This is a genomic window from Janthinobacterium sp. SUN026 (assembly GCF_030397625.1).
Classification (GTDB): Bacteria; Pseudomonadota; Gammaproteobacteria; order Burkholderiales; family Burkholderiaceae_D; genus Janthinobacterium; species Janthinobacterium kumbetense.
This window is the reverse complement of record NZ_JAPQNU010000005.1, coordinates 471,906-491,200: the sequence shown is the minus strand read 5'-3', so window position 1 is coordinate 491,200 and position 19,295 is coordinate 471,906. Positions and strand designations below refer to the sequence as shown.

The window sequence follows — 19,295 nt, the reverse complement described above, 5'->3', positions numbered from 1 at the left end:
ACGGTGCTCTGGTCTGGAAACGGCGTGCTGGTGATCGGCATCGCCGCCGTGCTGCCGCGCGCCGAAGCCCGCTTGCGCATCCGCGCCGCCGTGCGCGAGGCGCTAGCCCAGTGGCTGAAGCTGGACATCGAGGCGATTTCGGTGGAGTCGACGCCTGGCCAGGCCCCGCGCCTGATGCTGGCCGGCCGCGCGGCGGGTTTGTCATTGACCCATGACGAGGGCATCTCGCTGGCCGCCGTCCATCTGCACGGCCCTGTCGGCCTTGACGTGATGCGGGTGCAGGCGATTGCCGACTGGTGCAATCTGGCGCGCGATTACCTGGGGCCGCAGGTGACGCAGGAGCTGGCTTCATTGCCCGATGCTCAACGCCCCTTGGCCCTGGCGCAAGCGTGGACGGCGCGCGAGGCGGCGCTCAAGTGCGCGGGCTTGCCGCTGGCGGAATGGGACGGAGCCGCGCCAGCTTGCCGCCTGCAAGCTTTGAGCTTGGCGGCTCCGTATGTGGCGACCCTGGCATACTAGTCTTCCTTGCCCTCGGCCGCCGCGCCGATCTGGACGAAAATCAGTTTTACGATAATACTGACGAGCAGTCCCAGCAATCCGATCAATTCCAGCATGGCCATTCCTTTGCAGTGACAGCAGACCAGGCCACTGTAACGCGAACCCCGGGGCCAGGCTAATATCAAATCAGGCAGTCTCCGATCTCGAAAAGGCATACGATTGATTTCCATCAGACAGTTCCGCTATTTTGTCGAAGTCGTCGATGCGGGCAGCTACTCGCGCGCGGCGGAAAAATTATATATCGCGCAATCGGCCCTGAGCCGGCAGATCAAGGATCTGGAGGGCGAGGTGCAGGCGCTGCTGCTGACGCGCGATGCGCGCCATATCGAACTGACGCCTGCGGGACAGGTCTTTTATGAGCGGGCCAAACGCATCCTCGAAGATATCGACGAAACCGTGCGCCAGACGCGCCATGTGGGGCAAGGGGCGCAAGGCATCATCCGCCTGCTGCATTCGAGTTCCGTCACCCTCACGCCCGCCATCGGCGCCGTACTGAACCGCCTGCTGGCGCAGTTCCCCGGCGTTTCGCTCGATATCTCCAAGGGATCGTCGGAAAACCAGGCGGCGGACATCGAGGAAGGCCGCGCCGACCTGGGCCTCGTGCGCCTGCCCACCCTGCGCAAGCATGCCAACATCGTCGTGCGCGAACTGTACGCGGAAAAGCTGGTGGTGGCCGTGTCAGCGATGTCGCCATTGGCCGCGCTGGAACGCACGACGATCGCCGCCCTGCGCGACGAAGCCTTCGTCTCGATCCCGCACAAGGACCGGGGAGGCCTCAGCTATCTGGTGGCGGGCCTGTGCCTGGCGCAGGGATTCTTCCCGAAAGCGGCGCGCGCCCTGTCGCGCAAGACTTCGCAGCTGAACCTGATCGAAGCGAACATGGGCATCGCCATCGTCCCGGACAGCATGCGCCTGGTGGCGCCGCCCGGCGTGCGTTTTATTCCCCTGCCGGACGAAGAATCGCATTCCGTCGTGGGATTGATCTCGCCGCGCGCCGCCGGCGGCATGGTGGCCGCATTTACGGAAGCATTCGTGCACGAGATGGCCAAGCTGCCGGCCGATTAGCCTTCCGCATACAGCGCCGCATCCGCGTCGCGCACGGCCGCCATCAGCAAGGCCAGCTTCATGACATCGAGCTTGCCGTCCGTGCGTACGCGCGAGCACAGGTCGATGCCGTAGGGGCGTACCTGGCGCAGCGCGTCGGCTACGTTGGTGGCGTCCAGCCCGCCGGCCAGGAAGACGGGACGGGGGCTGGCGCGCACGAAGCGCGCGCTGATGCTCCAGTCATGCGTGCGGCCCGTGCCGCCCAGTTCAGGCACGGCAGCGCCGGGACGGCCCGAGTCGAGCAAAAACGCATGGACGTGGGGCGCATAGGCGGGGATCAGCGCCAAAGCCTCGGGCCCCTCCACGTGGATCACCTGCACGCGCCGCACGTGCGGCAGCAAGCGCGCCAGTTCAGCCACCTCGCCCGGGTCGATATGCCCGACGATCTGCACGGTGGACGGCTGCGTGGCGCGCACGTGTTCTGCGATGGCTGGCGCCGTCGTCTCGGACGTCAGCAGGAACGTGGCCACGGGCGGCGGCGTCCAGGCGGCGATTTGCGCGATGCGCGCATCGGGAATCGGGCCAGGGCCGGACGGCATGGCCGCCACCAGGCCCAGCGCGTCGGCGCCGGCGGCAATGGCCAGTTGCGCTTCGTCGATGGAAGCGATACAGCAAATCTTGATGCGGGTTCTCATGGCCTGGCGTGTTCAATCGGGATGATCAACATTACAACACAGGGCGGCGCGCGCGCCAAGACACGCGGTCAAGCCCGCGCGCGATTGTGTGCCAGAATGGGGCCTGCCCACTTCCCGAGGAATCCATGGCCGACTACAAGAACCCCAGCTACGTGGCCCGCTCGATGCACCCGCGTTTCGATGAACTGACGTCACCGGGCGAAGCCGTGCCGTATTCGGGCATCTACCGCTGCGACGGCTGCGCGCACGAAATCGTCTCGACGGAAGGCCACGTCATGCCGCCGCAAAACCACCACCAGCACAACAGCGAGCAGGGGCCGATCCGCTGGCGCCTGATCGTCAGCCCGCGCTGATTGACATGCGCCAGGTGGCGGACGATACTTGATTTATCCGGGATCGCCATTGGAAGCCGCGTATGCGCATCGTCGACTTTGAAATCCGCAAGGAGTGCCCGCCGCAGTTGTGCGACTGCGAACGCGAGCGCCTGCTCGACGATGCGCAGGCGGACCTTGCCATCCTGCGCCTGAACCTGACGGAAGAAAAGCGCCTGCTCGCGCATATCGAGGGCATCGCCACCCATGCGCAGTTGCGAACGCTGCAGCAGCGCTTGCGCGACAACCTGGGCGTGGAATTGCAGATTACACCGGGCAGCGGCGAAGTGCGCACCGTGCGAGGTTTCCAGATCCGCCTGCTGGAGCGGCCCGGCCTGTGCCGCAAGACGCGCGCCGCCATTCCGGCCGCCGTGCGCCGCTGCCTGGCCGCGCATCCCGAGATCGCGTTTGCGATATTGAATGAAAGCGACTTGCTGGGTGGTGTCTAGACGCCGGCGCGGATGGGGATGACCCTGCCCTTCGCTTCGCGCGCCCGCAACTGTCCGCAGCCGCCTTCCACGTCCTGCCCGGCCGAATCGCGCAATTTGGTCAGCACGCCGCGCGCGTGCAAGGCGGCGGCGATCGCGCGGGCCTTTTCCCAGCTGGGGCGCTTGAACGGCAAGTCGGCTATGGTGTTATACGGGATCATGTTCAGCACCGCATATTTCCCCTGCAAGAGCGCGACGATGCCATCCATCTCGTCCTCGCCATCGTTGACGCCTTCCATCAGGGTCCACTGGTACTGCACCGGGTAGCCAGTCAGGCGCGCATACGATTCGCCGAAGTCCACCAGTTCCTGCGGGGTGAGCCTGGGCGCGCGCGGCAGCAGCTGTTCGCGCAGCTCTCGCTTCGTCGTGTGCAGGGACAGGGCCAGCGCCGGCTTGACGCGACCTTGCGGCAAGCGCTCGAAGGCGCGCGGGTCGCCCACGGTGGAAAACACGAGGTTCTTGTGGCCGATATTGCCCTCGGTGCCCAGCAGCTCGATCGCTTCCATCACGTTGTTCAGGTTATGCGCCGGTTCGCCCATGCCCATGAAGACGACTTTTTTCACGGGGCGCAAGGTGCGCGCCAGTACCACTTGGGCGACAATTTCTCCACTGGTCACTTGCCGGATCAAGCCGTCGCGGCCCGTCATGCAGAACTGGCAGCCGACGGCGCAACCGACCTGGCTGGACACGCACAAGCCATCGCGCGGCAGCAGCACGCTTTCCACCGTCTGGCCATCGTGCAGCCCCACCAGCAGGCGCGCGGAACCGTCGGCGCCCGGGTGCGTGCTGAGCAATTTCAGCATGCCCTGCAATTCCAGGTCGAGCGCGGGCAAGGCCTCGCGCACGGGCAGCGGCAAAAAATCCTCGGCGCGGCGCCGGCCCTGGTCATGCGGCTGCGCCTGTATCCAGTCGCGCAGCACGCGCTGTTCGTGCAGGGGCTTGGCGCCCAGGGCGCGCAGGCGCTGGCGGAGATGATCGATTTGCATGGATTCTGAATAAAAAACGGCGCGCCGGCAGGAATGCGAGGCGCGCCGCGAATGGCAAGGAAAAGGCTTAGACCTTTTTCACGAACTCGGTTTTCAGGCTCATGGAACCGAAGCCGTCGATCTTGCAATCGATATCGTGGTCGCTGTCGACCAGGCGAATGTTCTTGACCTTGGTGCCCATCTTGACGACACCGCCGCCGCCCTTCAATTTCAAGTCCTTGATGACGCTGACCGTGTCGCCGTCCTGCAGGATATTGCCGGCCGAATCACGGTACACCTTGGCGCCCTCTTCCGCCGCTTCTGCAGCAGTGGCCGACCATTCATGCGCGCATTCAGGGCAGATCAACTGGCTGCCGTCTTCATACGTGAATTCGGATTGGCATTGCGGGCATGGTGGTAATGTGCTCATTTTCTTCTCTGTCTGGTGAACAGCGCGTGCTGTAAAAGCCGACATTATACTGCCTACGCCCCGCATCAGCTTGCTTTTTTCGCCATCATTATCAATGGCGGCGAATAATCTCGATGGTGCTGTGGACAATTTCTTCGTGGATGCCGATGCGCGCGCGCAGTTCGGCCGCCGTCAGGCTGGCGTCGCGGCTGACGACGGACAGGGCGCATGAATACAGCTGCTTACCGACCCGCCACACATGCAGATCGACGACGCGCGGCGTGTCGCCTGCGCTTTCCACTTCCACGGCTTCGCGGATTTCATCCACCACGGGGTGGTCCATCTCGCGGTCCAGCAAGACCTTGCCCGTCTCCTGCATCAGCTTTTTCGCCCACAGGGCCACCAGCACGGCGCCCGCGATGCCCATCACGGGATCGAGCCAGCGCCAGCCGTAAGCCCACGCGCCGGCCAGCGCAAGGATGGCCAGCACGGATGTGGCGGCGTCGGCCAGCACGTGGACGTACGCGGCCTTCATGTTCAAGTCTTCGCCGTGGCCATGGTGCTCATGGTGACCGTGATGGTCATGATGAGCATGATGCCCGTGGTCGTGGTCGTGGTGCCCGCCGAGGATCAGCGCGCACACGAGGTTGACAGCCAGGCCGAAAGCCGCCACCGCCATCGCCTGCGGATAGTATATGGGCTGCGGCGAGAACAGGCGTTCGACGGAAGCGGCCACCATCAGCACGGCCACGCCCAGCAGCAGGATGGCGCTCGTGTAGCCGGCCAGCACTTCGATCTTCCACGTGCCGAAGGCAAAGCGCGGGTCGCGCGCATAGCGGCGCGCGGCCGCATACGCAAACGCGGCCAGGCCGATGGCCAGCGCGTGCGAACTCATATGCCAGCCGTCGGCCAGCAGAGCCATGGAGTTGTACCACCAGCCGGCGACGATTTCCAGCACCATGGTGGCCAGGGTGATCCACATGACGATGCGCGCGCGGCGTTCCGCCTTGTCGCTGGCGGCGCCAAACACGTGTTCATGCTGCCAGGCGGACAGGTCTTCCTTGATGGATGGCGTTTGCATGACGTGCTCCTTATTTGAGGTAGGTGCGCAGAATGCCCGCGATGTCGTCGGCGCCCCTGGCCCGCTCGTCGCCGGAGATATCGGGACTGGCCACGTGCTCGCGCAGGTGTTCTTCGATGACTTCGGCCATCAGGCCATTCACGGCGCCGCGCACGGCCGCGATCAGCTGCAGCACTTCGCCGCAGTCGCGCCCCTCTTCCAGGCCCCGTTCCAGGCCTTCCACCTGTCCCTTGATGCGTTTGATCCTGTTCAACAGCTTGGTCTTGTTGTGCGCCGTGTGTCCCATGGTTCCACTCCGATAAATACTATAGGGGGGTATACTATCAGAAAGCGCGCCGCGTGCGGCAAGGCGTTAAAAAAAGCCGCGCATCCTCGCGGATGGGCGGCTCATTCAGGCAGGAACAGGCGCTATGGCGCCGGCGCGATCTTGCGCAGCTTGCTGGCCAGCGAAGCGTCGGACAATTCGCCCAGGTGCGTATCGACCAGGCGCCCCTGCGCGTCATAGAACAGGGTGGTGGGCAGGGCCGATGAACCGGCCGCCTTGCCCAGCGCCGCCTCGCTGTCGAGCAGCACATTGCGCAGGGTCGCGCCGCTCCTGTCCAGGAAAGCGCTGGCCGCAGCCGCATCCTCGCGCTGGTTCGCATACACGAAGACGATATCGGCGCGCGCCTGCTGCGCGGCGGCCAGCACGGGCATCTCGCGCCGGCATGGCGGGCACCAGCTGGCCCACAGATTGACCACCAGCGGCTTGCCGCCGGCCAGCGCCGCCAGGGTCACCGGCGCGCCATCGAACGCCTGCAGCACCACGGCCGGCAAGGCCGCCGGCTTGTCGTAGGCCAGCGAGATCCCCGCGCTCAGCACGCCCCATGCCAGCGCGCCCGACGCCACGCTGATGGCGAGAGGGCGGCGCATGGCCGCCATGGCGGGACGCCGGCAGCGCCACGCGGCGATGGCCAGCGCGGCGGCGATGCCGGCCGGCGCCAGAAACCCGCCGTCGCGGATATTGAGGATGGACCAGGGTGCCGCCGAGGGGGAGCTGAAATACTGTTCGTGCCAGCGCAAGACGAATGCCAGCCGCGCCGCCAGCAGGCCGGCGATCAGCATGTCGGAAACGAGGGAACCGGCGTCCGGCAGTTGGCGATAGCGCCGTAGCGACCACGCCGCGCCGTAGGCGACGCACAGGGAAACGATCAGCAGGACCAGGCCCGTAGGCAGGGCCAGGGGACCGATTTGCAGGGATAGCATGGGCGCTCTCTATAACGTCGAATGGACGGCCATTCTGCCCGATGCGGATTAAGTGGGCGTTAAGAAGCGGCCAGCGCTTCCTTGCGCACGAAATGCATGGCTTGCGGCTGGTCCACCAGCACGCACTGCTTGCCCGTGCGCTTGCAGTGGTCGTGCACGCGCCAGTAGGCGTCGTGGCTGACGCAGCCCGTCTGGCAAATCACCAAGTCGGCCGCCACCAGGCCCGCTTCCAGCGCCGCCGCATCGTCGGCGCCATCGTCGCCGCCGGCATGGTGCAGGAAGCGCCCGCCGGCCTGCTCGATGGCTTGCTGCGCCACGTTGGCGCCACCCGCGTCCCGGCCAAGTTCCAGGCTTGAATAGTTGCTCACATATAGCACGGCTTTTTCGCGCACATCGGCCTGCAAGGCGGGCACGGGCACGACGGAAGGCGCGGGCAGCCACTGCAGGCGCAGCAATTCGCGCATCAGGTCCTGCACCCGTTCGCCGAGCCACTCGACCCGGCGGGCCAGCCGGGCGCGCGTCGGCAAGCCCGGCACGCTGGCCGCCAGTTCGGCCAGCTCGTCGCGCGCCAGCGCCAGCCGGGTATCGCGGATCACGACCTGCGCCCGCGCGCGCATCAATTCCGACTCCAGCTGCGCGATGCGGGCCGCCTGCGCAGCCAGTTGCGCACTGCAGCGCGCCTGCGCGCGGCCATATTCCCCCATCAGCACGCGATGCTCGTGCGCGATCATGTCTTCGTTGCCATACACACTGCCCATCATGCCCTCCTTCACCGACCGTGGCGCCATGGCGCCAGCCCATCGCACCCCCATGGATTCGAATTATAAATGAGAATCATTATTATTTGTCTATGCGCGTGCGCGCAGTAGGGGTATGCGACGGCCGCCAGCGTCACGCAGCCGGCGGGCAAGACAGCAGGCGCTGCCATACATCGTCCTGCACCTGCCGCACATGCCGCAAGCCGTCGGGGCCACGATAGATTCCCAGCGTGTTCGGCCACGCCACATCGATGAACAACAGCCGCGCCGGATCGATCAGCAGGGACTGGCCCACATAATTGCCCTTGATCTCGCCCTTGTTCACGATCAGCAGGCGCGCGCCACCAGCCAGCGCCCGCTCTTCCAGCGCCACGCCGCTGCGCTCGGCCACATCGCGCAGCCAGCGTTCGCGCCAGCGCGCCTGCTCCCCGAACTGCCCCGTTGGCGGCCGGTCCAGCTTGACGACGGCTGCCACGGGACCGTCAATGCCCGCCTGCAGCGAAAAGCCCATGCGCTCCTGCAGTTCGACCGTGTAAACCTCGCCCTTGACGTCGATCTGGTAGCGCCCCGTCCCGTCCTGTACCCGCAGCTCAGCCTGGTGATAGGCGGGTTGGACGCAACTGGCGTACTGATGGACGAGCACATCGAGAAACGGTGGTTCGACGGGGGATGCCGTCGCCATGGGGGGCGACAGGCTGGCACACAGCACGGCGGCAGCCGCGCATTTCATTGTATTCATTCTTGCTCCGGTTCACGTGGGACGGCTGCCGAAAAACAGGCACGGCACGCCACATTATTGCTTCTAAGTAATATTTAGCAGTATTTTTTGCAATGGTGGAATTGGCAAGATCCGCACTCTAGCAGAAGGGGAAAAAACGGCCCGCACGGCCCGCGCACGACCCGGCCTGCCGCACGATTCAATTGAATCGCGCTTGTTAAATCACTATTTCTAAGGTGTAATCTTATAAGCAAATCATTGAATTAAATGCAAGTACGCTCATTTCTCCACACGGAGTTCCAATCAATGTCCGAACCGGTCCAAGCAAGCGCGTCGCCGTCACCTGCTACGTCACCCGTCGCCAGCGGCTTCAGCCAGGCCACGCGCCTGCTGAAGCTGAGTACGCCCCTGGGCCCGGACAAGCTGCTGGCCGAATGCGTGCGCGGCGAGGAAGGCCTGGGACTGGGCTATGTCTTCAACATCGCCGCCCTGTCGCTCGACGCGGCCATTCCCCTCAAGTCGCTGATCGGCCAGCCCATCCTGCTGGAATTGCGCACGGCCGCCGGCACCGAGGACTGGCGCCCGTTCCACGGCCACATCACCGCCGTCGAACTGGCGGGCGCAAACGGCGGCTTTGCCCGCTACAACCTGACCATGCAGCCTTGGACGGCCTTCCTGGCGTACGGCCGCGACAGCCGCGTCTTCCAGGACCTGGCGGTACCGGACATCCTCGAAGTCGTCTTCGCCCGCTACCAGGGCCAGGGCATGCTGGCGCCCGCCTGGCGCTTCGACCTGCTCGACCGCGCGGCCTATCCGAAACGCAGCATCTGCAGCCAGTATCAGGAAAGCGACTGGGCCTTTGCGGAACGGCTGATGAGCGAGGAAGGGCTGTTTTATTATGCGGAACACACGGGCGATGCAGGCAGCGCCAGCCTGGGCAGCCATACCCTCGTCATTGCCGACCACAACGGCAGCTTCAAGCCCAACACCCAGTCCAGCATCGCCTACAGCCAGCCAGGCGCCGTCATGCCGCAAGACACGATGGACCGCTGGCGCATGCAGCTGCGCCAGCAAACCAACGGCATCGAACTGTCCAGCTGGGACTACCGCGCGCTGGGCCAGCGCCCCATCAGCACCGCTGGCGCCAGGGACGGGACGATGGCGCTGCTCAGCCGCGACGCTCCCGGCGCCTATGCCTACCCGTCGCGTGAGCACGGACAACGCCTTGCCGAGCGCCAGTTGCAGGCGCTGACGGCGGCCAGGGAAGTGTTTACCGGCGCCGGCACCGTGCGCACCCTGGCGCCCGGCACCACCTTCACCCTGAGCGGCCAGGCGCAAACGGACGCGGCGGGCGATGGCGACGCGGCGACCTTCCTCGTCACCCGCACGGTGCACCTGATGCATAACAACCTCGATGCGGAACTCGGCGGCGGACTGCTGCAGCGCTTCGGCAAGGGCTTGCTCGACGCGCTGATCGGCGACGAAGCGGCCGGCAGCCTGCACGCCGTCGGCGACACCATCGGCGAACGCCCGCCCTACCGCAACCGCATCGACGCCATCCGCAGCAAGATCCCCTACCGCAGCAGCTATGCCGACCAGCATGGGCAACTGCTGCATCCGCGCCCCAGCATCATGGGCCAGCAGACCGCCATCGTCGTCGGCCCGGCCGGCGTCCAGCTGCATACGGACCGCGACCACCGCGTCAAGGTGCAATTCCACTGGCAGCGGGGAGCGCAAAGCCATAGCCGCCTGGCGCATCCGGCCGCCGACGGCCACACAGGCGCCCCCGGCGACGATAGCGCCGGCACCTGGGTCAGGGTAGCCACGCCGCTGGCGCCCGTCGCCGGCGCCAACTGGGGCAGCAATGCCCTGCCCCGCGTGGGCCAGGAGGTGCTCGTCGATTTCCTGGAAGGCAATATCGACCGCCCCGTCGTCATCGGCACGCTGTACAACGGCCGCGGCCAGGCAGACGCGCAAAACAACCAGGTCAGTCAGGGCACGGGCGCGGCGACGGGCAACGCGCCGGCCTGGTTTCCCGGCCAGGCCGGCGCCCACGCCCACCCGGCGGCCTTGTCCGGCATCAAGACGCAAGCCATGCAAGCCAGCCAGGGCGGCGGCGGCGCCTACAGCCAGCTGGTATTCGACGACAGCCCGGGCCAGGGCCGTGTCGCCTTGCAGCGCCACGCCGGCCCTCACCAGGGCACGGCCGAACTGAACCTGGGCCATTTGCGCCACCAGAGCGACAACCAGCGGCTGGCGCCGTCCGGCTTTGGCGCCGAGCTGAAAACAGAACACAGCGCTGCCCTGCGCGCGGGAGCGGGCATGCTGCTGTCGGCGCATGGCCGCGATGCCGGCGGCAGCCAGATGGATGCGCAGGAAGCGCTGGAACAGCTCAGGCAAAGCTTGCAACTGCAGACCTCGCTGGCCGAGCAGGCGCAAAAACATTTCGCGCTCGAAATGCCCAGCCCGGCCACAGCCGGTGCGGCCGCGCCAGCTTCCGCTGCCACGCCGGACCAGCCGCAGACGCCTGCGCCAGCCGCCCAGCTCCCCGCCCTTGCCCAGATGCAGCACAGCATCGAGGTCCTGGGCGCGACGGCCGAGGGCGCCGCCGCTGCGGGCCAGGGCCAGCAGGCGGCGGGCGGCGAAGGCCAGGCCAGCGCGTATGGCGACCCGCAGCTGCAATTATCCAGTCCGTCCGGCATCGCCGCCACCACACCGGCCAACGCCGTGCTGGTCGCCGGCGGCAATGGCAGTCTGACGGCGGGCGCGGATCTCAACTTTGCCGCGCAGGGCAACAGCCTGTACGCGCTGGGCAAGGGCATCAGCCTGTTTACCTATGGCAAGGCCAGCAGCAAGGATAAGCCCAACCAGGAAACCGGCATCCGCCTGCATGCGGCCAGCGGCAAGGTCAGCAGTCAAAGCCAGTCCGATGCGACACGGCTGACGGCCGACAAGGCCATCACCGTCAGCAGCACCGCCAAGAGCGTCACGGCGGCGGCCAAGCAGCACATCCTGATGACGGCCCAGGGCGCGTACATCCGCCTCGAAGGCGGCAACATCATGCTGCATGGACCGGGCAAGATCGATTTCAACGCCAGCATGAAGGAATTGACGGGGCCGGCGAGCAGCCAGCCCACCTTGCCGGCGATGCCGAATGCGGCCGACCTGGGCCGGGCAGTCGAACTGAACCTGCATTATGGCGATCTCGAACCTGTCATTAACTCCCCCTACAAAATCACGTTCGCCAATGGTACTTCCCTCAGTGGATTGCTCAACGACAAGGGCCATGCCCGCCTCGAAAACATTCCTCCCGGCGCATATCACATTGAATATGGCGAGGACCAGCGCGACTGGGTAGCGCCGCCATTGCTAGCGGAACCCCGTCTGCAGCAAGCGAGGCAGCAGCTGAAACAGGCTTCCGCATTGCTGGAAGCGGCCAGGAAAAGCAGTAAACCGGATCCCCAACCATGAGCCAGAACTTTGTCGATGAGATTGTAGAGTTTTTCAAGGACCTGATCCTGGGCGACTTCGAGGACGACCAGGGCAAGGCCGCCATGATCGTCGGCGGCGCCATTTCCCTGATCCCCGTGGTTGACCAGGTGATGGATGTGCGCGATGTCTCGGGCATGATCTACCGGGTCGGCAGGAAAGGCGTGTCGCGCGCGACCCGCGATGACTGGGTCGACATGGCGCTGGCGGCGTTCGGCTGCATTCCAGAAGTCGGCAGCCTGTTCAAGACCATCATCAAGCCTTTGCGCAAGTACCGCAAGGAGGTTGGCGCGGCGGCCGCTGGCGGCAATGTCATGATCGAAGCCATGCTGGGCAAGAGCAAGGGCGCCGCGATCAAATTCCTGAAAACCTTCCAGTGGGCGCAAAACACCCAGCTGGCAATCAGCACGGCCATGAGCGCGCTGGACAACTGCGTGCAATTGCTCGGCTACCTGTCGACCAGCCATTGGTGGCTGCCGTCGGACTTGCAGCATTTGGCACGCGACATGAAGCCGCAAGTCGAAGCGGTGCGCGGCCCCCTCAAGGCCGGCATTGCGCAAGGCGCCAAGGCGTTGCAGGACTTGATCGAGGACATGCTGGGCGAAGACGCGTTATGGGCGGCAAAAAAAATCGCCGTCGCCGCCGGCACCGGCGCCAATACGGCAGCCAGGCACAATCACAAGCCCGGCAACACACATCCGCACAGCGCCAACGCCCAGTTCAAGTCGCCCACGATCAGCACCGATAAAAAAACCAAGGGCGTGGATGCCAAAGCAAAAACCAAAGAACGGGACTCGCCGGGCAAGGGCAAGGAACACAAACCCGTGGACGACTCGCACCGCCAGAGCAGCGACGGCGGCACCGCACCGGTGAAGAATACGTCGCGGCCGATTCGCGAATTGCTGTCCAAAGTGCCATTCGGGCCAAAGGGACTCATCGGTGAGCATATGGCAGATTATTATCATATGGAACACGTGCTTAAAAAAGCCACCGCCTGGCCGCACGGTAACGTCAATGGAAAATGGCGCTTTGACTACCCGCGCGTTGTCGGTCCCGATAACGCACACAAACGCCCGACAGAGCTTGTACCCGAAGACTTAAAAAAAATGCTACAAAATGGTGTGGATACCATCTGGCAGACAAATAGCGACACTTTCCATTTCATCGAAGCAAAATTCAGTAGCAGTGCCTACACACTGTTCCAGCGGCTGCAAAAGGAAGTGGAACGTGGCAACATCCCACGCCCCCCGGCATCCCTCAACGACAGAGAGCTGATGTTATGGACTTTGCTCGGTGAACGTATAAAGGGCACGCAGATGGGGAAAAAATGGCTTACCAACAGCACCAAAAACGGTGCCATGCAATCCGTTGAAAATTTAAAAAATCGCTGGACATATCTAATACTGGGAAGCACCGCACTCTCTAATCCGTTCGTGACGGCGGCACACCCGCATGGCAAGCTCAAGTTAGCAGCAGCACCTGGAGTTGTCGACCATCTTGCAGCGACATTGGAATTACTCGCATCAGGTGATCATTACAATATAAAAATACATGACAAACACAAAGAAACTCATGGAATAAGCGACACATTCAACTATATGGAAATTGATCGCATAGACAAAGGACGTAGAAGCCTCGAAAAAGCAACGTCTAAAAAACCAGTCGATCAACAAGAACAGCAAGAGAACAAGAATAAATCAAGCAAAGCAGTTTCAGGAAAGAGAAAGCGGAGAAAATAACAATGAAGAACCCAGAATTCCATGAACGCCGTCGCCAACAATTCCTTTATGAGGAGCTTTACACTAAAACTCGAGAAAATCAACTTTCACTAATTAAAGGTCAACTTGCCAACAAAAGAGTGGCCGAATCAACACAAAGTCAAACTGTCATTTACCAGTTTTTGTATTTGGAAGCGCTATGGATCTGGATACTCGACTATACGGCAGGTGAGCCGATCGATGCACTGGCGCCGCGCATTGCAGGCATCGTGGATAAATTTGAAGAATGGAATGAAGTCGATCAACTTTATCAACAGGAAGCGGCGCTTGACTTTCCAGAATACGGGCCATACGAATACGAGGGAGCGCCACAGTTTTCCATCCTTTCCGATTATGAAGACACGCTTCAACTACTCAGCATCGCCATCCTGCTACGCGATCAGCGTTCGGTGCGACGCATCATCCACGTACTGCGTAGCCACCGTGGCCACGATGGGCTGTTCGAGCAATTAATTGGCGCATATGTCGAGGACAGTCAAGACCTCGACACCTGCATTATCAGCAAACCCTACGACACCCTGTTGCAAGTATTCTATGAGGAAGATGAGAAAGCTAGCTTAGTCCTGCTGCAAAAATACCTGAAACAGTGGTACCCAGCTATGAGAAATCATCCGCGCTGGTACGATGAGCATCTCAACATCAACGAGGAAGGCTATGCCGCCTATTACGGCTACTGGGCATTCGAAGCAGGGGCGACCGTCTTTATACTCGACCTGGACGACAGCCAGATCGACCATCTGGTCTACCCCAAAGACCTGGTCGATTATGCACGACAGTTATGGGAAGTAGGCCGCTTTACCAGTCAGGAAACAGAACCACTGATGCGCAAGGGACGCGTCGAGGGCGGCGAGCCCTGCCCTCAATCTGGCTTCTGGGAAACCCCAGCAAAATTACACAGTCGCAGCCACTTCGCGCAAGGCCAAATAATGCCTGTTTTTGACGATGCGGCATACGGTGAAACCATCTGGTATTGGAGTGACGAACAATAGCCAAAGTCCATCTCGCACAGCCAGCGATTGGCCCAGCGCCGAGCTGCGTCAGCGCATAAGCCTTTGGAATTGCACGCCTACGCCGGCGAGGCCTGCCCGCAGACCGGACAGTGGCAAGCGCTGGACATTCCGCCGCAAACCCGGCGATTTGAACAAGGCGAGATCATGCGCAATCTGGATTGCGCCTATGGCTTGACGGTGTGGCGCTTCCTGAACGCATGAAGAACAGCGGCGGTACTGATGTTCGAAACCATCGAGCTGATGCTCGACTGAAAAAGGCAATCATGCATTGCGGTTTCAGCATGCGCGTACCTTCTTTGACACGAATACAATTTACCCAAGAAAAAAGCAAGTAGCCATGGAAGATTTACCCTTTCATCACCGACGCAGACAGCAATTTCTCCATGAAGAACTTTACAATAGAACACGGGAAAATCAACTTCTTCTCATTGAAGTAGGAAATGATAATGAAAATGTAGCCAGTACAACGCAAAGTGAAAATTCGATTTATCAGTTCTTGCATCTTGAACTATTTTGGCTCTGGATGTTGGACTACACCGCAGGCGTCCCCATCCATGAACTTGCCTCGCGCCTTGCCGTTATTATCGACGCATTTGAAAAATGGAATGATGTATATCAATCATTTCAACAGGATGCTGCACTTGAATTTCCAGAATTTGGACCTTACGAATATGTCGGCGCCCCGCAATTTTCCAATCTTTTTGAATACGAAAATACCCTTCAATTAATTAGCATTGCCATTTTACTGCGCGACCAGAAATCGGTCATGCGCATCACTAATGTGCTACGCAGTCACCGAGGTCAAGATGGCCTATTCGAACAATTAATTGGCGGATATGTCGAAGAAGAAATAAATATAGACAGTTGCGTTCTTGGAAAACCCTATGACACGCTGCTGCAGGTATTTTATGAAGAAGATGAAAGTGCGACGCTCAATCTTGTGAAAAAATATTTGAAATTATGGTACCCAGCCATGAAGGATCATCCACGCTGGCATGAAGAACACTTGCATATCAACGAGGAAGGTTATTCCGGTTATTATGGTTACTGGGCATTCGAAGCAGGCGCAACAGTCTATCTACTCGATCTCGATGACAGCGGCATCAATCACCTGGTCTATCCAAAAGACCTTGTAGACTACGGGCGAAAATTACGCGAAGAAAACCGTTACACCAGCTTGTATACGAAATAGCAGCACAATGTCCGCCGTGTTGAAGGGGGGAATTCGTGTCCCCAAAGTGGTTTCTGGAAAACCTCAGCAAAATTACACAGCCTTAGCCACTTCGCGCAAGGCCAGGTGATGCCTGTTTTTGACGATGCGGCATACGGCAAAACAACCTGGCATTGGAGTGAAGAACAATAGTCAATATTTCATCTCACACAGCCAAGTATGTTAGGCATTTACATTGAACGCAATGTTCGACAACATCTTGCAGAAATCTGCACTAAACAAGAAAAATGGTACTTCACCATGAAAAATAGCGTCTTTCACGAACGGCGTCGGCAACAATTTCTTTATGAAGAACTTTATAAAAAAACACGGACAAATCAACTTTCCTTGATCCGGGGAGGAGAAGAAAACAAAAAGGATGCATATGCGATAGGCGAAAGCTCCTCCGTTCATCATTTCCTGTATCTGGAATTACTCTGGATATGGATGCTTGACTACACGGCTGGCATAGCCCTCGATCAACTGGCGCCTCGAATCGCCGATATCGTGGACAAATTTGAAGAGTGGAACGAAGTGGATCAAAAGTATCAACAGGAGTGTGCACTGAAGCTGCCTGAATATGGTCCATATAAATATTCGGGGGCGCCCGATTTCGCGACACTTTCCGACTACGAAGACACGCTACAACTGCTGAGCATTGCCATCTTGCTACGCGATCAGCGTTCGGTCCAACGCATCATCCACGTACTACGTAGCCATCGCGGTCAAGATGGCCTGTTCGAGCAATTGATCAGTGCTTATGCCGACAACGTCGTCGAGCGCGATACCTGCGTGCTTGGCGCCCCTTATGACACCTTGCTAGGTGTCTTTTATGAAGAAGATGAGACGGCCACACTCAGCTTGCTCAAGCAATATTTACAACAGTGGTATCCGGCAATGAAGGATCATCCACGCTGGCATGACGAGCACCTTAGGATCAGCGAAGAGGGCTATGCCGGCTATTATGGCTATTGGGCATTTGAAGCCGGAGCGGCGGTCTTTATTCTCGATCTGGACGACAGCGCTATCGATCATCTGGTCTACCCTAAAGACTTGGTCAATTATGGCCGCAAGTTACGCGCGGAACACCGTTACACAAGCATGGATACTGACTTAATAAATAAGGCCGTTCGTGTTGAGGGTGATCACCCCTGCCCCCAAACTGGCTTCTGGGAAGCCCCAACAAGGTTACACAGCCGTAGCCACTTCGCGCAAGGCCAAGTGATGCCTGTTTTTGACGATGCGGCATACGGTGAAACCATCTGGCATTGGAGTGAAGAACAATAGCCAAATTCCATCTCGCACAGTCAGCGGCTGGTCCAGTGCAGGGGCCTTTGGAATTGCGCGCCGAAGCCGGCTAGGTCTGCCCACAGGCCGGACAGTGGCAAGCGCTGGACATTCCGCCGCAAACCCGGCGATTTGAACAAGGCGAGATCATGAGCAATCTGGATTCCGCCTATGGTTTGACGGTGTGGCGTTTTCTGAAGGCGTAAAGAAACAATGCAGTGAGAGGAGAAAAGATGAGCACAACGGAACGTTTTTTTACTGCCGAAGATGTAGAGGGAATGGTTGCTGACCTCAAGGAATGGCCAAACATGTCCTGTGACGATGGAAATCAAGATCTGGGTGTATCTCCTTTTATCACTTTCTATTTCTTATATGATACCAATCACTCCTTGGTGACATCGTTACTGATGGTAGACATCCACGAAAATTTTGAGCGTTTAACTGGAATGCCCGATCTTTTCGCTACGCACCCAGATTCAGAACGGCCACATCGTTACGGGTCCAAACGCCTCCCTGATTTGCGGGAGTTTGCGCGCAAGAGAAAACTTGGTCAATCATTCACTTTCGATTTTTCTGATCAAAAAAATCACAGATCATCCCCTTCCACAGCAGGATATTTCTGGAAAATGCGGGATTACATGAATGACAATCCCGAACCATCAAACAAGGTTTACTCATCCATTCAATTCTACTATCGCTGGTCATGGTGGAAGGATAACAAGAATGCATGGCGGCAGTTTGTTCTGGCAACCATGGAAAAACTGAAACCTGATCAGGTTTACAGCGGCTTTTCGATGGCCAATCCGCTTGCCTTTGGCACCCGCTCGGAAGTCACCGTGTGGGAACGCTCTCTGGCACCGCGATTTTTTGGCTTGGACATTGATTATCCTTTTTCCATGAGCGGCTCGCTGGCAGACGGCATCCGCCCGCCAACCTGGGGCTTCCTGTTATCGGATACCTGGCGCGAAAAATTGAACCTTAGCCGCGACCAGATAAGACTCCGCCTGCAGCATCCGCACATCCGGATCGACGAGCTCGGCGCAGGCCTATGGATCGAACTGGGCGAGGAACCGCCCCTCTACCCGGTAGAGGACGGTGTGCCGGAATTGCCGGCACTGCTCAACAAACTGCTCAAGCCGATCCGCAACGACCACATGGCGCTGCTGGGCTTTGGCCAATGGGACGGCGACCCTAACGAACGCTTCAATGACGCCGACTCGCTGCGCTGGATGCGGCGCTTCGACACCGACAGCGACTGGCCCAGCGCCGAGTTGCGCCAGCGAGCAGCAAAAACGACGGACAAACAATGATGGCCGCCCCGTTCGATATGCGGCGCCGGCAGAAATTTCTCTACGAAGATCTTTATCATAAAACGCGGGAAAATCTGCTCGCATTAATTGAAGTCCGACTTGCAAATAAAAAAATAGTGGAATCAACGCTGGAAAACTCTGTGGTACATCAGTTTCTGTATTTGGAAGCGTTCTGGATCTGGATGCTGGATTACACAGCGGGTGAACCGATCGATGCACTGGCGCCGCGTATCGCCGGCATCGTGGATAAGTTTGAAGAGTGGAATGAGGTCGATCAATTCTGTCAACAGGAAGCGGCGCTTGAGTTTCCGGATTATGGGCCGTACGAATACAAGGGAGCACCAGACTTTTCCACGCTTGCAAATTATGAGAACACGCTACAACTACTCAGTATTGCACTATTACTGCGCGATCAACATTCGGCCTTACGCATCATCCACGTGCTACGCAGCCACCGTGGCCAGGATGGATTATTTGAGCAATTGATTGGCGCATATGTCGAGAATAAGCAAGATCTTGATTCGTGCATTCTCGAAAAGCCCTATGATACTTTACTTCAGGTTTTCTATGAAAACAATGAGAGAGAGATGCTCAAACTGGTCCAGAAATACCTGAAACAGTGGTATCCAGCCATGAAAGATCATCCCCGCTGGTACGACGGGCATCTGAGAATCAGGGACGAGGGGTATGCTCCCTATTACGGTTACTGGGCATTTGAAGCGGGTGCGGCGGTTTTTTTACTTGACCTGGAGGACAGCCAGATCGACCATCTGGTCTACCCCAAGGACCTAGTCGATTATGCGCGCCAGCTGCGGAAAGAAGGCCGCCACAGCAGCGTACAGATGAAACCACCGGCCGAACGAGAAGGCGGCGAATAAA

20 protein-coding genes are annotated in these 19,295 nt (G+C 59.9%); 12 read left to right on the top strand and 8 right to left on the bottom strand.

Features of this window, described 5'->3' with window-relative positions:
- Positions 1-3 precede the first annotated feature (3 nt).
- Together OX459_RS23135 and OX459_RS23130 are read left to right on the top strand one after the other, a co-directional pair.
- Positions 4-519: a 4'-phosphopantetheinyl transferase superfamily protein gene (locus OX459_RS23135; protein ID WP_289906696.1), complete on the top strand. Its 516-nt coding sequence runs from the start codon at positions 4-6 to the stop codon at positions 517-519.
- Between the two features lie 198 nt (positions 520-717).
- Complete coding sequence (locus OX459_RS23130; RefSeq protein WP_289906695.1) at positions 718-1,623, top strand: LysR family transcriptional regulator; 906 nt, start codon at positions 718-720, stop codon at positions 1,621-1,623.
- On the opposite strand, the gene OX459_RS23125 is transcribed toward OX459_RS23130, so the two are convergent.
- Positions 1,620-2,297, bottom strand: coding sequence for a phosphoribosylanthranilate isomerase (locus OX459_RS23125; RefSeq protein WP_289906694.1), 678 nt, complete (start codon positions 2,295-2,297; stop codon positions 1,620-1,622). The two genes, OX459_RS23130 and OX459_RS23125, sit on opposite strands and share 4 nt — an antisense overlap.
- A 125-nt stretch (positions 2,298-2,422) precedes the next feature.
- On the opposite strand from OX459_RS23125, the gene OX459_RS23120 reads away from it, so the two are divergent.
- Positions 2,423-2,650, top strand: a complete 228-nt coding sequence (locus OX459_RS23120; RefSeq protein ID WP_289906693.1) for a protein L — start codon at positions 2,423-2,425, stop codon at positions 2,648-2,650.
- A gap of 62 nt (positions 2,651-2,712) precedes the next feature.
- On the top strand, positions 2,713-3,117 hold the full coding sequence (locus OX459_RS23115) for a hypothetical protein (RefSeq protein WP_289906692.1): 405 nt from the start codon (positions 2,713-2,715) through the stop codon (positions 3,115-3,117).
- Here OX459_RS23115 and OX459_RS23110 read toward each other — a convergent pair.
- The 7 genes from OX459_RS23110 to OX459_RS23080 all read right to left on the bottom strand — a co-directional run bounded on the left by OX459_RS23110 (position 3,114) and on the right by OX459_RS23080 (position 8,353).
- A complete protein-coding gene (locus tag OX459_RS23110) occupies positions 3,114-4,142 on the bottom strand; it encodes an RNA methyltransferase (protein ID WP_289906691.1) in 1,029 nt (342 codons plus the stop codon). The two genes, OX459_RS23115 and OX459_RS23110, sit on opposite strands and share 4 nt — an antisense overlap.
- Before the next feature lie 67 nt (positions 4,143-4,209).
- The gene (locus OX459_RS23105; protein ID WP_077402365.1) at positions 4,210-4,551 is read right to left on the bottom strand and encodes a zinc ribbon domain-containing protein YjdM; all 342 of its coding nucleotides are present in this window, start codon (positions 4,549-4,551) and stop codon (positions 4,210-4,212) included.
- A 91-nt stretch (positions 4,552-4,642) separates the two neighbouring features.
- Positions 4,643-5,611 (bottom strand): CDF family Co(II)/Ni(II) efflux transporter DmeF, encoded by a 969-nt coding sequence (dmeF, locus tag OX459_RS23100; RefSeq protein ID WP_289906690.1) that lies wholly within the window; start codon positions 5,609-5,611, stop codon positions 4,643-4,645.
- A 10-nt stretch (positions 5,612-5,621) separates the two neighbouring features.
- Entirely contained in the window at positions 5,622-5,897 is a 276-nt protein-coding gene (locus tag OX459_RS23095; RefSeq protein WP_099664637.1) for a metal/formaldehyde-sensitive transcriptional repressor, read from the bottom strand.
- A gap of 122 nt (positions 5,898-6,019) precedes the next feature.
- Entirely contained in the window at positions 6,020-6,856 is an 837-nt protein-coding gene (locus OX459_RS23090) for a TlpA disulfide reductase family protein (protein ID WP_289906689.1), read from the bottom strand.
- Between the two features lie 59 nt (positions 6,857-6,915).
- A complete protein-coding gene (locus OX459_RS23085) occupies positions 6,916-7,617 on the bottom strand; it encodes a DUF2325 domain-containing protein (protein ID WP_289906688.1) in 702 nt (233 codons plus the stop codon).
- 130 nt (positions 7,618-7,747) lie between these two features.
- A complete protein-coding gene (locus tag OX459_RS23080; RefSeq protein WP_289906687.1) occupies positions 7,748-8,353 on the bottom strand; it encodes a hypothetical protein in 606 nt (201 codons plus the stop codon).
- A 285-nt stretch (positions 8,354-8,638) separates the two neighbouring features.
- On the opposite strand from OX459_RS23080, the gene tssI reads away from it, so the two are divergent.
- The 8 genes from tssI to OX459_RS23040 all read left to right on the top strand — a co-directional run bounded on the left by tssI (position 8,639) and on the right by OX459_RS23040 (position 19,294).
- Positions 8,639-11,803 carry a type VI secretion system Vgr family protein gene (tssI, locus tag OX459_RS23075; protein ID WP_289906686.1) on the top strand — a complete coding sequence of 1,055 codons (3,165 nt, stop codon included), beginning with the start codon at positions 8,639-8,641 and terminating at the stop codon, positions 11,801-11,803.
- Entirely contained in the window at positions 11,800-13,560 is a 1,761-nt protein-coding gene (locus tag OX459_RS23070; RefSeq protein WP_099664641.1) for a hypothetical protein, read from the top strand. Before tssI ends, OX459_RS23070 begins: the two co-directional genes overlap by 4 nt.
- A 2-nt stretch (positions 13,561-13,562) precedes the next feature.
- Positions 13,563-14,588, top strand: coding sequence for a PoNe immunity protein domain-containing protein (locus OX459_RS23065; protein WP_289906685.1), 1,026 nt, complete (start codon positions 13,563-13,565; stop codon positions 14,586-14,588).
- 63 nt (positions 14,589-14,651) lie between these two features.
- The gene (locus OX459_RS23060; protein ID WP_289906684.1) at positions 14,652-14,810 is read left to right on the top strand and encodes a hypothetical protein; all 159 of its coding nucleotides are present in this window, start codon (positions 14,652-14,654) and stop codon (positions 14,808-14,810) included.
- Positions 14,811-14,946: 136 nt separating this feature from the next.
- A complete protein-coding gene (locus OX459_RS23055; protein ID WP_289906683.1) occupies positions 14,947-15,801 on the top strand; it encodes a PoNe immunity protein domain-containing protein in 855 nt (284 codons plus the stop codon).
- Positions 15,802-16,080: 279 nt separating this feature from the next.
- Entirely contained in the window at positions 16,081-17,106 is a 1,026-nt protein-coding gene (locus OX459_RS23050; protein WP_289906682.1) for a PoNe immunity protein domain-containing protein, read from the top strand.
- Positions 17,107-17,339: 233 nt separating this feature from the next.
- Complete coding sequence (locus tag OX459_RS23045; protein WP_289906681.1) at positions 17,340-18,416, top strand: type VI immunity family protein; 1,077 nt, start codon at positions 17,340-17,342, stop codon at positions 18,414-18,416.
- Complete coding sequence (locus OX459_RS23040) at positions 18,413-19,294, top strand: PoNe immunity protein domain-containing protein (RefSeq protein ID WP_289906680.1); 882 nt, start codon at positions 18,413-18,415, stop codon at positions 19,292-19,294. The genes OX459_RS23045 and OX459_RS23040 overlap by 4 nt, the downstream gene beginning before the upstream one ends.
- The last annotated feature ends 1 nt before the right edge of the window (position 19,295 follow it).

What these genes read in the sequence shown, in the direction of transcription:
- OX459_RS23050 (WP_289906682.1), top strand. Translation starts at nt 16,081, where the DNA reads ATGAAAAATAGCGTCTTTCACGAACGGCGTCGGCAACAATTTCTTTAT.
- OX459_RS23085 (WP_289906688.1), bottom strand. Translation starts at nt 7,617, where the DNA reads ATGATGGGCAGTGTGTATGGCAACGAAGACATGATCGCGCACGAGCAT.
- OX459_RS23125 (WP_289906694.1), bottom strand. Translation starts at nt 2,297, where the DNA reads ATGAGAACCCGCATCAAGATTTGCTGTATCGCTTCCATCGACGAAGCG.
- OX459_RS23045 (WP_289906681.1), top strand. Translation starts at nt 17,340, where the DNA reads ATGAGCACAACGGAACGTTTTTTTACTGCCGAAGATGTAGAGGGAATG.
- OX459_RS23095 (WP_099664637.1), bottom strand. Translation starts at nt 5,897, where the DNA reads ATGGGACACACGGCGCACAACAAGACCAAGCTGTTGAACAGGATCAAA.
- OX459_RS23070 (WP_099664641.1), top strand. Translation starts at nt 11,800, where the DNA reads ATGAGCCAGAACTTTGTCGATGAGATTGTAGAGTTTTTCAAGGACCTG.
- dmeF (WP_289906690.1), bottom strand. Translation starts at nt 5,611, where the DNA reads ATGCAAACGCCATCCATCAAGGAAGACCTGTCCGCCTGGCAGCATGAA.
- OX459_RS23120 (WP_289906693.1), top strand. Translation starts at nt 2,423, where the DNA reads ATGGCCGACTACAAGAACCCCAGCTACGTGGCCCGCTCGATGCACCCG.
- OX459_RS23110 (WP_289906691.1), bottom strand. Translation starts at nt 4,142, where the DNA reads ATGCAAATCGATCATCTCCGCCAGCGCCTGCGCGCCCTGGGCGCCAAG.
- OX459_RS23040 (WP_289906680.1), top strand. Translation starts at nt 18,413, where the DNA reads ATGATGGCCGCCCCGTTCGATATGCGGCGCCGGCAGAAATTTCTCTAC.
- OX459_RS23115 (WP_289906692.1), top strand. Translation starts at nt 2,713, where the DNA reads ATGCGCATCGTCGACTTTGAAATCCGCAAGGAGTGCCCGCCGCAGTTG.
- OX459_RS23080 (WP_289906687.1), bottom strand. Translation starts at nt 8,353, where the DNA reads ATGAATACAATGAAATGCGCGGCTGCCGCCGTGCTGTGTGCCAGCCTG.
- OX459_RS23065 (WP_289906685.1), top strand. Translation starts at nt 13,563, where the DNA reads ATGAAGAACCCAGAATTCCATGAACGCCGTCGCCAACAATTCCTTTAT.
- OX459_RS23090 (WP_289906689.1), bottom strand. Translation starts at nt 6,856, where the DNA reads ATGCTATCCCTGCAAATCGGTCCCCTGGCCCTGCCTACGGGCCTGGTC.
- tssI (WP_289906686.1), top strand. Translation starts at nt 8,639, where the DNA reads ATGTCCGAACCGGTCCAAGCAAGCGCGTCGCCGTCACCTGCTACGTCA.
- OX459_RS23105 (WP_077402365.1), bottom strand. Translation starts at nt 4,551, where the DNA reads ATGAGCACATTACCACCATGCCCGCAATGCCAATCCGAATTCACGTAT.
- OX459_RS23055 (WP_289906683.1), top strand. Translation starts at nt 14,947, where the DNA reads ATGGAAGATTTACCCTTTCATCACCGACGCAGACAGCAATTTCTCCAT.